Genomic DNA, 14,433 nt, shown 5'->3' with positions numbered 1-14,433 from the left:
AGGAATTTGTATGCAAGATACTAGTTTTGCTATACACCCCGGAAAGAAGGTTAATATAAGAGGAACTTCCTATCAAAGTATAGGTTCTCTTGTTAATTATAACTTCCAAGAAAAGGTATTAAATATTAAATGTGAAAATGGATATGTTTCGATATGTTTTTATCGAGATGATATTGTTCGAGTTATTATGAATCCTAAAAAGACACCTTCTTTAAAAACGAGTTTTGCAGTAATTAAAAAGCAAGAAGATGTTGAGGTGAGTGTTAGCGAGCGAAATGGTGAGATACATGTTTCAAGTAATAAGCTCTCACTCGTAATTAACAAAACACCAATAAGGATTTCTATTTTTGATAATCAAGGACGTTTGCTTGTGCGTGAAAACGAAACAGGTATGGGTTTTAATGAGAAACAAGAGGTTATCTGTTTCAAAGAGATGCATAAAGAAGACCACTTTTATGGGTTTGGTGAAAAAACAAGCTTTTTAGATAAACGTGGTGAGAAAATGACCATGTGGAATTCCGACGTGTTTGCTCCACATAATCCCGAGATTGATGCGCTTTATCAATCCATACCTTATTTTATGACGATTCGTAATGGAGATGCCCATGGGATCTTCTTTGATAATACCTTTAAAACAGTATTCGATATGAAAACATCTAATGATACCTATTCGTTTTCTGCTGAAGGTGGTCAACTAGACTATTATGTCTTTGCAGGTCCAACTCCAAAGGCAGTATTAGAACAGTATTCAGAAATAACAGGGAGAATGCCACTTCCTCCAAAATGGGCATTAGGATACCATCAATCTCGCTATAGTTATGAATCTGAGGAAGAAGTAAGAGAACTAGCACGTAATTTTCTAGAGAAAGAGATTCCACTTGATGCCATTTATTTAGATATTCATTATATGGATGGGTATCGTGTGTTTACATTTGATGAAGAGAGGTTTCCCGATCCTGCAGCCCTAGTCCAAGACCTAAAGGATGCTGGAATTCATGTTGTCCCAATCGTTGACCCTGGTGTGAAAGAAGACCCTGAATATTTGGTTTACCAAGAAGGGGTTAGAGGAGATAGATTTTGCAAATACATTGAAGGAAATATATACTTTGGCGATGTTTGGCCAGGCAAAAGTGCATTTCCTGATTTTACGAACAGTGATGTACGTAAATGGTGGGGTGAAAAGCATGAATTTTATACCCGCGTAGGTATAGAGGGTGTTTGGAATGATATGAATGAACCAGCTGTCTTCAATGAGACAAAAACCATGGACTTAAAAGTTATTCATGATAATGATGGAGATCCAAAAACACATCGGGAAATGCATAACTTGTACGGACTTTTAATGGGTGAAGCAACCTACGAAGGGATGAAAGAACAGTTAAACGGGAACCGTCCATTTTTACTGACTCGTGCGGGATTTGCTGGTGTTCAACGATATGGCACTGTCTGGACGGGGGATAATAGAAGCTTTTGGGAGCACTTACAAATGTCCATTCCAATGTGTATGAATCTTGGTATTTCTGGAATTCCATTCTGTGGGCCAGATGTTGGAGGGTTTGCACATGACACAACAGGGCAATTACTCTTAAGGTGGACCCAAGTGGGTACATTTACTCCTTATTTTAGAAATCATAGTGTCCTAGATTCCATTCGCCAGGAGCCGTGGTCATTTGGAGAAGACTATGAAAAGGTTATTAAAAAATACATCCAAGAGCGCTATGTATGGCTTCCATATTTATATACTTTATTTAGAGAAGCAAGTGTTACTGGAGTACCTGTAATGAGTCCATTAGTACTTGAATATCCCGATGATAAACATACTTTTAACCTATCTGACCAATTTATGATTGGCTCGAATGTGATTGTAGCACCGATATTAAAACCAGATACCTATCATCGGGTTGTTTATTTACCTAAAGGAAACTGGGTGAATTATTGGACAGAAGAAATTCTTGAAGGTGGTAAGCACCATCTTATCCAAGCTGACCTTGAAACATTGCCTATCTTTGTTAAAAAGGGAGCAATCCTTACTCATGGAACTGTAAAACGTTCAACTAAAATGAAAGAAAGTGAAATGACCATTCATTTATATCCAACAAAAGATGAGGTTTCTACGTTTACTTATTATGAAGACGATGGAAAAACATTTGCCTATAACTATGGTCAATATTTCGAATGTAAGATTGAAACAAAAATGGATGATAAAAATTTTGATATCGTTATTAATGTTGAACATGATCAGTTTAAACCAGATTGGGAAAAAGCAAGGTTTGTCATTCATGGATTAAACTCCGGTATGACAATAAAAGTGAACGGAAAAATACCAAGTGAGGTTATTAAAGAACCGGAATCAACTCTTATTAAAGTTCCATTTGCACTTGAACATTCCAACAGATAATGAGTATTTAACAACTAGAGGTCCGTCCCAGTGTGTCTATATTAATCTAGAAATCTTATAAAAAGAGGGAGAGGTTCAGTTGAAGAGGTCCATAAATATTGCTTGTACTCTAATGATGATTATAGCTATGGTTATGTTTACGGGTGGTTTTTCTGTTTCCAATCATGTTGTAGCTGAGAGTTTGTCCAAGAAGCAAGTAGATTCTAGTACGATCCCTGATCATACAATTAGAATTCATTACAAAAGAGCGGACCAGAATTATGATGATTGGGGCCTTTGGTTATGGAATGATGTAGCTATTCCTTCAGCTGAAGCAGGTGTTTGGCCTACAGGTGCCACTCCATTTTCTAATGCACAGGTAGATGAAAATGGAGCTTATGTTGATGTAGAGTTAATTGAAGCTCCAACCAGTATAAGTTTCATTGTTGTAAATAGGTCTACTGGTGAAAAAGATGGTGATGCAAAGGTATTTGCCCAATTTGGTGAATATAAAGAAGTATTTATTACAGAAGGAGATGACTTTGTGTACACTTCCCCTGATGGTTCATCGAATGTAGAAAAGAGTAAAACTTTTCATCCTAATTGGTCAAAGGATTCTACCATTTATGAAGTGAACGTCAGACAGTATACACCTGAAGGAACATTTAAGGCGTTTGAATCTCATCTACCGAGATTAAAGGAATTAGGCGTAGAAATATTGTGGTTTATGCCCATTCATCCGATTTCGAGTGAGGGTAGGATTGGAACATTAGGTTCCTACTATGCAATACAAGATTATAAAGCAATTAATCCAGAGTTTGGTACATTAGACGATTTTAAAAGATTAGTAGAAAAAGCACATAGCATGGGATTCAAAGTGATGCTAGACTGGGTGGGGAATCACACTGGAAAAGATCATATTTGGATTGAAAATAAAGAGTGGTACACTCTAGACAATGAGGGGAATATCACTCACCCCCCTGGGACAAACTGGTTGGATGTTGCCGACTTAAATTATAACAATACTGAAATGCGAACGGCCATGATTGACGCTATGAAATATTGGGTTTCAGAAACAGATATTGATGGGTATCGTGCTGATTATGCTGTAGGAGTGCCTCTAGATTTTTGGGAGACTGCACGAAAAGAATTAAATAAAATAAAACCAGTATACATGTTAGCGGAGGATAATACTGTCTATAACCTGCTAGATCATGCATTTAATTCTAATTATGGTTGGGAACTAAATCATATAATGAGAGATATAGCCATTGGGAATAGGGACGCAACACATGTAAAATCATATATTTCAAAAATGGAACGCCTATATCCAAGTGGTTCTTATCCAATGCATTGGACTACGAATCATGATGATAATTCGTGGGAAGGTACTACATCAGAGCTATTTGGTGAATCTGAAAAAACGATGGCTGCTTTAACATTTACCTTACCAGGTATGCCATTAATTTATTCAGGTCAAGAAGCCGGATTAAATAAGAGGTTGGCGTTTTTTGATAAAGATGAAATCTCTTGGCAAGATTTATCGGATCAAAAGTTCTATCAGGATTTAATACGCCTTAAAAAGGAAAATAAGGCATTGTGGAATGGAGATGCTGGTGGGGAAATTAACTTATTAGATACTTCTGACGAAAACATATTAGCTTTTGAACGACAAAAAGGTAATTCAAAGGTAATGGTTATAGTTAATCTTTCTGGAGACCCTATCTCCGGCAGTGTAACTGTGGACTCAAAGTCTGTCGGAAACTATCATTTGTTCCCTTCAAAGGAAACCGTTAGTATAGAAAACAAACAACCATTTGATTTGGAACCTTGGGGATATCATATCCTTGTAAAATAGATTCTAAACTTTAAAGACCATCCCTATTCTATAATATAGGGATGGTCTTTTCTGTAGGTTTGTTATATTAAATAAGGCTGGGGTTAAAGTGCATTTCTTATCACCTTTTTATAATTAAGCACGGACAGGAATCCGAAAATGGAGTATAAGCCTGTATATAGAATCATGACCAGTGCCATTGGCGTCCAAAGTTCCGCCCCGAAAAAGAACCAGCCTGATTGAACAGCAAAATAGCTATGGGAAAGACCGATGACTAAAGGAATTCCAAAATTGAATACCTGTTTCCAACCGATCCCTTTTGTTAAGTCTCCTTGAGTAAAACCGAGCTTACGTAAGATGGTGTAATTGGATTTCTCATCTTCGCTTTCGTCCATTTGCTTAAAGTAAAGAATACAGCCAGATGTGATAAGAAAGGTAAGTCCAAGGAATCCAACGATAAACATCATGAGCCCCATAAGCTGTTTCTGTTCTGTGCTCATTTGAAGCTGTGAATCATTCATGTAATGTTCATCTTCATTGAATCCTAGCTGATTATAAAGATCATTTGCTTGTTGGATCGACTCTTCCTTCTTCATCTCAATTCCGATAAAGACAGAAGATTCCCTCTGTACCTCTGGATCTAAGTCTTCTTGAAGGGTAGAAAACAAGGTATCATCGACGATCGCAACCGGCTGACCACCGTTTGTAAAATACCATGAAACAATAAACTCATCTCTTAACCCAATATAATCAAGAGGAATCGATTCGGATTTACTGTGTAATTCAATTTTTCCGGAGTCATTAAGAGACATGAATTTGGATAGCATGTCACTATATCCTGTAAACAACGTTTCTTTTGGTGACACATCCATTCCAGGAACAGATTTTTCACTAACAACAGGCAACTCCATCTTACTGAGATCCGTATCCAATAAATCTCCTTCTATATTTATAATCGATTTCAGATTCGCAGTGACCATCACAACTTCAATGACGGTCTCCTCAAAGGGTAGATTCTCACTCTTTAAAGCATTCTTAAAGGTTTGTGCATCCTCTGTACTAGCGAAGGAAAAATCTTTAATTACATTATCTTCAGCTGTTTTTTCTGCTGAGTAATAAGAGATATAACTTAGCGATAACAAGCCGATGGCCAGTGCGGATACCGTTGTGACAATGGTTAGCAGTAACGAATTCGACTTCATTCGAAACATGATAGAAGATAATGAGAGAACTTCCCTTATATTTAAGTACCCATCCTTCTTTTTTCGGATCATATTAAAGATAAAGCTTACTGATCCTTTGTAAAAGAAATAGGTTCCAATAATTACTGATGCTAAAATGACAATCATGGCAATGAATAGCTCGGTCATATCTGTAAAGTCACCACTAAACAGCTTGGTGGAAACAAAATACCCAAATACTATGAGAATAATACCGGCAATCCCCATGAACATCTCCCAAACAGACAGCTTTTGTACCTTTTGCTCTGCAGAAGAGGTAACTCGAAATAAGGATAAAATCGTCTGTTTTCTTATAAAAAGAGCATTCATCCCAAGAATTAATAAGAAAATCAATGTAAACACAATGAGTGTTTGAACAAATGCTTGGCTTGAAAAATGCAAGGTCGTGACGGCATTTACTCCCGTGATTTTTAGCAATATCATCATGATTAATTTAGAAATTGAAAACCCAAGGAAAATACCAATGCCTAGTGACAAAAAATAGAGAAGAGCATTTTCCACTCCAAGAATGCGGAAAATCTTTCGTTTCGTCATGCCAATCAAATGAAACAGTCCGATCTCTTTACTGCGTCTTTTGATAAATATCATATTGGCATACACGAGAAAGACGGTAACAATCCCAACAAGAAGGACGGAAGCGGCTCGTATCGAAGCTCCTCCTTTAATACTCCCTTTTGCTGCGTCCATAGCAGGGTCATATTGCAGGGTAACAAACGCAAAATAGAGAGAGACACTAAAAACCAAGGCAAATACATACAGATAATAGTTTTTGATATTCTTTTTAAAGGAACGAAGGATGAGTTGATTAATGGTCATCTTGCACCCCTCCTAACACTCCTTGGGTTTTCATAATATCTTGGAAAAAGGCTTGCCTTGTTTCTGAACCTCGGTTTAGTTGGGTATAAATTTGTCCGTCTCTAAGGAAGATGACTCTTGAACAGTAGCTCGCTGCTACAGGGTCATGAGTGACCATCACAATGGTGGATTTTCGCTTTTGGTTCAAGTGGCTAAGCTTATTTAATAAATCGGACGCTGCCTTTGAATCAAGTGCCCCGGTTGGCTCGTCAGCAAAGATCAGGCTTGGCTCATGAATGAACGCGCGGGCAGCGGATGTTCGTTGTTTCTGCCCCCCGGAAATTTCATTTGGATACTTATTATGAAGCTCTGCAATCCCTAGCTCATTGGCTACTTCCGTAAACTTTTGTTCGGCTTCCTTCTTTGGTGTTTTTGTAATGGATAAAGGAAGCAAAATGTTTTCTTTGACTGTCAGTGTATCTAATAAATTGTAATCTTGAAAAATAAATCCTAAGTTCTTTTGACGAAAAAGGGCGAGTTCTTTATCACGCATCTGTGTAATCTCTTTTCCTTCCACATAAATAGAACCTTGGCTAACATGGTCAATCGAGGAAAGCACATTTAACAGAGTGGTTTTTCCTGATCCAGAGGCTCCCATGATACTGACGAATTCTCCTTGTTCAATGAACATATTGATGCCTTTTAGTACCTCTTGTTTATTAAATTTATTTCCGTAGCTTTTGTGTATTTGTTTTGCTTCTAGTATATTCAATCTGATTCTCTCCTTCCTTCAATGACTTGATTATAAATGGTTAGGGAGCTCCCATCCTTCGATTCAGCTAACATTTGAAACAGGCATGTGACATCTTTGTCACATGCCTGTTATTTTGACGAACTCATTTCGATTAGGGAGGATGAGAGAAAAGGTTGACCCGACTCCAAGTGTGGACTGAACACATAGTTGAATGAACAGGGACTCGGCTGCTTTTTTCGCTAAATATAATCCCATTCCAGTGGCAGAGTGATCTTGATGGGTGGAAGTAGAGGTAAATCCTTTTTCAAAAATACGTGGCATGTCCCGTGGATCAATCCCACGCCCATAATCTTGTATTTCTATGACGATATGATCCTCTTTCTTTAAGCTTCTTATGTGAATATCGGACTGGCTGCTGTATTTAACGGCATTGGTTAACAGTTGACGTAGGATAAAAGCGAGCCATTTCACATCAGTAAGAATCTCCCGTTCTTGAAGACTAACATCTATGCCAATGCCTTTTTGCATACACCAAGATTGTAAGGTTTTGATTTCTGGAATAAGCAGAGTGTGAAGATCTACTTTTTCTATAAATAGGTCATTCTCAATAAAATAAAGACGTTTCTGGTGGAGTTGTTGGTCGAGTAATAAGTGAACTCGTAGCCACTCATGAGTGAGACTTGCCTTTGTTTTTTCATCAGGAATACGGTCAATAATGAGATGCATGGCTGTTAAAGGAGTCTTTACCTCATGAATCCAGGCCAACAACTGGTCCTTCTCATCCTCTAATGATAGTTGATGGTGATTGGACTGTTTTTTTAACAATTCTGTTTGTTTATAGACACTTTTTTCAATGATCTCCTCAAAGGGACTTTCTGCTTGTGGGATCTGAGACAGATCTAGATTGTTCTCCCACTCATCAAACCCTTTAAAAAAACGAGTCTCCTTTTGATATCTGCTGAAAAGGAAGATTGAGAATAGGAGAAAGGATAAAAATACAATGTATAGAATGGGTTTGAGCGGGATTGCAGAATCGAGAAAAGCCACAAATACAATTAAGAGATGGATGAAGAAATAAAAGAGAATCCAACTACGGCGTTCCTTTACGAATTCTTTGATCATGAAAGAGATCCCTCTTCTATGGCTATATAGCCCTGTCCTATTTTGGTTTCTATATAGTGGCCTAGCTGTAACTCATCCAGTTTTTTTCGTAATCGATTGACATTGACCGTTAGTGTATTATCACTGACAAACCGTTCATCATCCCAAAGACTTTTAATGATGGTCTCGCGGCTCACAATGCTGTTCTTTTTTTCGATTAATATTTTTAAAATGTACATTTCATTTTTCGTCAGCTCTATCGATCCGTTGTTGTTCGTTACTGTATTTTTCTCGTAATCCACCGTAGCACCGCACCATGATTTCAACTCGACTGTGTGATTGCTATAATTGTAGACTCTGCGTAGAATCGCTTGGATTTTTGCAATTAACACGTCAAAATGGAAGGGCTTTTGAACAAAATCGTCTGCACCTAACTGCATGCTCATCACCATATCTGTCGGATGATCACGTGAAGAGAGGAAGATAATCGGCACATTGGAATGGGCTCTGATCAGGCGGCACCAGTGAAAACCATCGTATTTTGGAAGTTGAATATCAATGATGACTAAATCAGGCTTTACCTTCGTAAACTCCTCAAGAACGAGCGCAAAATCTTCGATACCGTGAACTTCATAAGACCATTGTGTCAGTCGGTCTTTTATTTCATGAAAAAGACTAAAATCATCTTCAATGAGTAGAATTTTAAACATACCTGTCACCAACTTTCTTCATCATTGTAACGAAACCTCAATCAAAAGAAAATTGTTTGTATGTAAAAAAATAACAAATAATAGAGTCGTTATAGCTAGTGTCCACCCCACGTGGACAAAACTGATGAATCTGTCCACGGAGGGTGACAGACACCACCCGTGGACAAAAAAGGCAAAAGTGTCCACGAAGGGTGTCAGACACCACAAAGTGTAGTAGTATATAACGGTATATTATTTGTTCAGGTGCGTGATACATAAATGGGCTTTTCTCTTGATATGAAAACAATTTTTGTTATTTTGGTTACGGGTCATGTTTTTACTGTGTTTTTAATTAGTGCTTATTGGCGGGACCATCGAACAGATAAGACGGTTACTACTTTTTTCTTGGCCAAATGTGTTCAGGCCCTTGCTTGGACATTATTAACCTTACGGGGTGGCATTTCGGATGTGTTCACCATCTCAGTTGCCAACACTTTATTGTTTTTAGGGACTTCGTTTGAAATGATGGCGATTCTAAGACTGTTGAACGTGTATACAAAACGGATAAAAATAGCGTATTTGATTATGACCTTCATAAACATATTTGCTTTTCATTTAGCTATTCTATTTTTTAACTTAGAGAGCAACCGAATTGCCGTTGCTTCATTTGGCACCGCTATGCTTATGATTCTACCTGTCTATCATTTAGTATATAAGCGAGAATCCTCACAATTAAGAAGGATATTAGGTTTGTTTTACTTGTTTTTAACTTTGGCCTTGTGTGGTAGAGGGATCGTTACCCTAATGTCCGCTTATACATGGAGCTTTTTTACGCCAGGATTTTTTCAAACTCTTTCTTTCATAGGTCTTTATCTTGTGATGCTTATTGGAAACACTGGATTTATCCTCATATTAAAAGAACAAGCAGATCAAGAGCTTATTCGATTAGCCAGTTATGATGACTTAACAGGAGCGTTGAATCGAAGAGTATTTTTCTCAGAAGCAAACAAGTGTTTAATGGCATGTTCTAAGAATAAGAAACCCATATCTCTTATTTTGTTTGATATTGATTATTTTAAAAAGATTAATGATAAATATGGACATGATGTTGGTGATCATGTGCTGCGTGAATTGAGCAAGAAGATTCGGGAGTATATCAGCAAAGGGCATTATTTTAGCCGTTTTGGTGGCGACGAATTTGCGATTCTTCTACCAGAAACAGATGAGGAACAATCCATGAAGTTAGCATCAGAAATTTGTAAAGGGATAGAGAAGGAGATTTTGACGGAATGGGAGCTTTCATACACGATTAGTATGGGTATACTAACCATTATCCCTAACATAGAGACAGAACTAGAAACGATGTATGTTGCCTGTGACAAAGCTCTCTATGAAGCAAAAAGAAATGGAAGAAATGGCGTTAGTCGAGGCTTTTTATCTACAGAAGGGTTTGAAGATGATAGGCTAAGTCAAATCAATTAATCAAAATATAGAAAAAGGGGATGTTTGTCCACCCCACGCGGACAAAAAGGGTAAAAGTGTCCACGAAGGGTGACAGACACCACCCGTGGACAAAAAAGGTAAAAGTGTCCACGAAGGGTGACAGACACCCATTTTTATTTTAGGGTTTCTTTTGCGGCGCGTTCCCCTGATTCAATGGCACCCTCCATGTAAAGGCGCCATTCATTAGCTGTTTCAGTCCCCGCCCAATGAATAGGTCCAACCGGATCTGTTAAAGCAGCCCCATATTCAGAGATCACTCCGGTCGCAAAATGGGCTGCATATCCTCCTCTTGCCCAAGAATCCTCTGCCCAATCCTTCTCATAAACACTGATAGGCTCAAGTGCCTTGCTTCCGAATAAATGGACAATACAAGCTATAATCTCTTTCCTACGTGCTTCTTTTGTCAATCGACCCAAACTTCTTGCATATTTTCCCCCGATCAATGCGGTTAGAACTCCATGAGGCTGGCCTGGTGTGGTGCTATCCATCGTAGCTCGAATCGGTCCGCAATCGTAGTAAGAGCTGCCAGATAATCCATCTTCTCTCCAAAAGGGGGTGTTATATATGATGACTGATTTTATGATCGATCCTTGACCAACCCGCTGACAAAGCTGTTCGCGAAGTGCAGGCAGTGGGGGATTGTATTGTATTTTTGCGCTAAAAGCAGGAGGGATGGCAACGATGACTTTTTTGCTAGTCCAACACTCGGAATCAGTGTGGACGGTTGCACCACTGTCTCTCCACTCAATTTTTCTTACAGGCTTGTTTAAGTAAATATGATCCTGCATAATTTTAGCCATTCGTAGTGGTAAGGTTTGAGCCCCATTCGTTATCCACATATCTTCAGCAGTCAAAATCTGATCCATTCCGCCGGCAGATTGGATGAACCAAAGGATGTCTAAGAAGGAAAATTCGCTAAGCTCAAGGGAGGAAAGCTCTTCACAGAAAATACGGAAGAATGCTTTTCCGTATTTTGAGAACATTTGTCTTTCAATCCAGCTGTCCATAGTTAGCGCATCATACTCTCTCATTAAAGATGAATGTAATAATCCTTCTTTCTGAATAAGCTTCGTTAATTGATGGATCTTCTTTCGAGTTAGAAATAAATCTAGCATTCCTTGTGGTGAAACAGGTGGGGAAGTTTTTGAACTAAGCATGCGCTTGTTATGTAAATCATATATGGTTTTTCCCTGTTTGTATGAAGGGATGGTCTTTATATTGAAAAATTTCAATAAGGACTGTATACGAGGCTGGAATGGAGAAATCCACTGGGCACCAAGGTCAATCGTAGAATCTTGATAGGTATTCGTTAAAATTCTTCCCCCTATACGGTTTTGAGCTTCTAGGATAGCAAAGCTTTTTCCATGCTTCCTTAACTCCCATCCAGCAGCAAGACCAGATAGGCCAGCTCCAACAATTACTACGTCTACATGATTTAGCACGATGAGTGCCTCCCGTAAAAGATTTAGCTGCTGAAAATAAAAGATTTAGGCATCGTGAAAGTATTTTCCCTCTGTTCCTAAAGAAACATGTACATTTTAATGAATATGTGGTCAAATGAAATGTACTTTACATATTGGCTTAATAAAAAGAATACGTTCGGTAAAATTAGTATTGTAAAGAATTTTTGAAAAGAGGCTGTATGATGGATTTTACAGATTTCACCTTAAGTGAAGAAATATTGAGTACTTTAGCGAGCTTACAATATCAACAACCAACTGAAGTTCAAAGGAAGGTCATTCCGCTTGTGATAGAGGAGCGCGATGTGGTCGTAAAGTCACGTACAGGAAGTGGAAAAACAGCATCCTTTGCCATTCCGATTTGTGAAATGATCGATTGGGCAGAAAATAAACCACAAGCTCTCGTGCTTACCCCTACTCGAGAGTTAGCTGTACAGATAAAAGAAGATTTTATAAATATCGGCCGGTTAAAACGAATCAATGCAGTAGAAGTATACGGAAAGCAATCCTTTATGTATCAAAAAACGAAACTTAAGCAAAAAACTCATGTGGTTGTAGGGACACCAGGTCGACTGCTTGATCATATTCAAAAAGGGACCCTTGTGTTAGATCGTGTCCGATACCTAGTGATTGACGAAGCGGATGAAATGCTAAACATGGGCTTTATCGAACAAGTGGAGGCAATTATTGAAGAAATGCCAAAAAATCGAGTAACCATGCTCTTTTCAGCCACTCTTCCTGATACCATAAAAAAGCTAGCTCAAAACTATTTACACTCTCCTGTGGAGGTTGAGATTGAATCTTCAAGTACTTCAGAAGGATTAATTGAGCATTCATTATTTTGGGTGGAGGAAGATGAAAAACTTCAATTATTGCAAAATGTAACGATTATTGAAAACCCGGATAGCTGTATCATTTTTTGCCGGACAAAAGACCGTGTCGATATGGTCGTCGATCATCTAACGAAGCTTGGATATGATTGCGATAAAATACATGGTGGAATGATACAGGAAGATCGTCTAGATGTGATGAGTGAATTTAAACGGGGAGAGTTCCGCTATCTAATCGCAACCGATGTGGCAGCACGAGGAATTGATATCGAAAATATTTCACTCGTGGTGAACTTTGATATCCCATATGAAAAAGAGAGCTATGTGCATCGTACTGGAAGAACCGGGCGGGCGGGCTTGAAAGGAAAGGCTACTACTTTTGTGACAGATAGAGAAAAACGATTGTTAGAAGAGATAGAACAATTAATTGGTTTTTCTATTCCACAGAAGGTGAAACCTGCTTCGGGACAGTTGGAGAGATCACGACCTGCCTTTGAAAAGAAGATTAGTTCGGAACCGGAGATTAAGCAACTAAAAAGTGAAGAACTCAATAAGGATATCACCAAACTCTATTTTAATGGCGGCAAGAAAAAGAAGCTGCGCGCTGTTGATTTTGTAGGAACCATTTCAAAAATTGATGGTGTAACTGCAGAGGATATCGGAATTATCACGATTCTTGACACGGTCTCTTATGTAGAAATCCTAAATGGAAAAGGGTCACTTGTGTTGTCTGAAATGAAACATACAACGGTAAAAGGGAAACAATTAAAGGTTCATGTGGCAAGAAGATAAGAAGCACTTCCTAGAGGTGCTTTTTTTAATTGGGAAAAATGAACAAAATTCATTGACAGATTATTACTCTTACTTTAATATTATCATTATCAATAATGATAATAAAAAAACAAGGGGGATTTACGATGATAAGCAATGCAACGATCTCGAGCATGATTGCAGTTATTATATTTTCTATTCTTCTATTTGTTACTGCCATTCTTTTTACAAAAAAACAAGTAGGAATTTCTCTCAAGCCGTTAATAATAGGTAGCATCGGGTTTGTTATTATTACTCAAGTATTAGAGAAACTTCTTCATGTTGTCGTCATAACCAGTTTTCCAAACTATGTGGAACATCCATGGTTATTTGGATTATATGGCGGTTTTGCTGCAGGGATTTTTGAGGAAGTAGGACGCTATATTCTTTTTATTTGGCTATTAAAAAAATATCAGGATTACAAGGGTGGTCTATCCTTTGGGGTTGGCTGGGGTGGCATTGAAGCAGTAGTAATTGCTCTTTCAACGGTAGTGCCATTTCTTATCTTTGCAACCATGATCAATACAGGTACATTTGATTCATCTATCGGAGCTAGTCTTCCAAGTGATCAGGCAGCAACCATTAAAGAAACATTATTAAATCAGGGAGTTTCTCACTACTTATGGGCAATACCAGAACGCTTCTTTGCCCTCTTTATGCAAATCGCTTTCAGCTTACTTGTATTAGTTGCTGTTATCAAAAAGAAATTCCAATACGTATTGCTCGCTATAGTCGCTCATGCGGCGATTGATTTTCCTTTAGCTTTCTATCAAACTGGATACATTAAAAGCTTATGGATCATTGAGTTGTACATTGCCTTAATCGGAGTTCTATCTTTCTTTATAATAAAAAGATTAAGAAAATTATTGATTGGGTAAAAATACCTGAGGCAAAAGTCTGTTTTAATAAAGTATAATTAAAGAAAAACTGTAAAAGGCAAACTTTTCCGAAAGGGAAGGACGCAAAGCCGTGAGCCTAATCGCTTGTCATGCGAATGGTCGTCAGGTTGCCAGGTCTCATTTTGTGAGCCTCGGCT

At 38.1% G+C, this 14,433-nt stretch carries 10 protein-coding genes and 1 riboswitch; of the genes, 5 read left to right on the top strand and 5 right to left on the bottom strand.

Going from position 1 to position 14,433, the window contains the following annotated elements:
* The first annotated feature begins 10 nt into the window (after nucleotides 1-10).
* Together ACGLXV_RS18665 and ACGLXV_RS18660 are read left to right on the top strand one after the other, a co-directional pair.
* Nucleotides 11-2,398, top strand: coding sequence for a glycoside hydrolase family 31 protein (locus ACGLXV_RS18665; RefSeq protein ID WP_391559833.1), 2,388 nt, complete (start codon nucleotides 11-13; stop codon nucleotides 2,396-2,398).
* A gap of 79 nt (nucleotides 2,399-2,477) precedes the next feature.
* A complete protein-coding gene (locus tag ACGLXV_RS18660; protein ID WP_391559832.1) occupies nucleotides 2,478-4,235 on the top strand; it encodes an alpha-amylase family glycosyl hydrolase in 1,758 nt (585 codons plus the stop codon).
* Between the two features lie 83 nt (nucleotides 4,236-4,318).
* Here the strand turns inward: ACGLXV_RS18660 and ACGLXV_RS18655 are convergent, their stop codons facing one another.
* From ACGLXV_RS18655 to ACGLXV_RS18640, 4 genes are all read right to left on the bottom strand, one after another.
* Nucleotides 4,319-6,271, bottom strand: coding sequence for an FtsX-like permease family protein (locus ACGLXV_RS18655; RefSeq protein ID WP_391559831.1), 1,953 nt, complete (start codon nucleotides 6,269-6,271; stop codon nucleotides 4,319-4,321).
* On the bottom strand, nucleotides 6,261-7,022 hold the full coding sequence (locus ACGLXV_RS18650) for an ABC transporter ATP-binding protein (RefSeq protein WP_391559830.1): 762 nt from the start codon (nucleotides 7,020-7,022) through the stop codon (nucleotides 6,261-6,263). Before ACGLXV_RS18650 ends, ACGLXV_RS18655 begins: the two co-directional genes overlap by 11 nt.
* Before the next feature lie 99 nt (nucleotides 7,023-7,121).
* A complete protein-coding gene (locus ACGLXV_RS18645; RefSeq protein WP_391559829.1) occupies nucleotides 7,122-8,126 on the bottom strand; it encodes a sensor histidine kinase in 1,005 nt (334 codons plus the stop codon).
* Nucleotides 8,123-8,815 (bottom strand): response regulator transcription factor, encoded by a 693-nt coding sequence (locus ACGLXV_RS18640; protein ID WP_391559828.1) that lies wholly within the window; start codon nucleotides 8,813-8,815, stop codon nucleotides 8,123-8,125. Before ACGLXV_RS18640 ends, ACGLXV_RS18645 begins: the two co-directional genes overlap by 4 nt.
* Nucleotides 8,816-9,073: 258 nt before the next feature.
* Between ACGLXV_RS18640 and ACGLXV_RS18635 the strand changes: the two genes are divergently transcribed.
* On the top strand, nucleotides 9,074-10,276 hold the full coding sequence (locus ACGLXV_RS18635) for a GGDEF domain-containing protein (protein ID WP_391559827.1): 1,203 nt from the start codon (nucleotides 9,074-9,076) through the stop codon (nucleotides 10,274-10,276).
* A gap of 134 nt (nucleotides 10,277-10,410) precedes the next feature.
* On the opposite strand, the gene ACGLXV_RS18630 is transcribed toward ACGLXV_RS18635, so the two are convergent.
* Nucleotides 10,411-11,739, bottom strand: coding sequence for a flavin monoamine oxidase family protein (locus ACGLXV_RS18630; protein ID WP_391559826.1), 1,329 nt, complete (start codon nucleotides 11,737-11,739; stop codon nucleotides 10,411-10,413).
* A 200-nt stretch (nucleotides 11,740-11,939) separates the two neighbouring features.
* On the opposite strand from ACGLXV_RS18630, the gene ACGLXV_RS18625 reads away from it, so the two are divergent.
* Together ACGLXV_RS18625 and ACGLXV_RS18620 are read left to right on the top strand one after the other, a co-directional pair.
* The gene (locus ACGLXV_RS18625; protein ID WP_391559825.1) at nucleotides 11,940-13,379 is read left to right on the top strand and encodes a DEAD/DEAH box helicase; all 1,440 of its coding nucleotides are present in this window, start codon (nucleotides 11,940-11,942) and stop codon (nucleotides 13,377-13,379) included.
* Between the two features lie 125 nt (nucleotides 13,380-13,504).
* The gene (locus ACGLXV_RS18620; protein WP_391559824.1) at nucleotides 13,505-14,275 is read left to right on the top strand and encodes a YhfC family intramembrane metalloprotease; all 771 of its coding nucleotides are present in this window, start codon (nucleotides 13,505-13,507) and stop codon (nucleotides 14,273-14,275) included.
* A 47-nt stretch (nucleotides 14,276-14,322) separates the two neighbouring features.
* A riboswitch (cyclic di-GMP riboswitch) is annotated at nucleotides 14,323-14,411 on the top strand.
* Nucleotides 14,412-14,433 lie beyond the last annotated feature (22 nt).

Origin of the sequence: Robertmurraya sp., assembly GCF_036676585.1 — a bacterium.
Lineage (GTDB): Bacteria > Bacillota > Bacilli > Bacillales > Cytobacillaceae > Robertmurraya_A.
The sequence above is the reverse complement of the archived record's forward strand: the minus strand, read 5'-3'. Positions and strand labels throughout refer to the sequence as shown.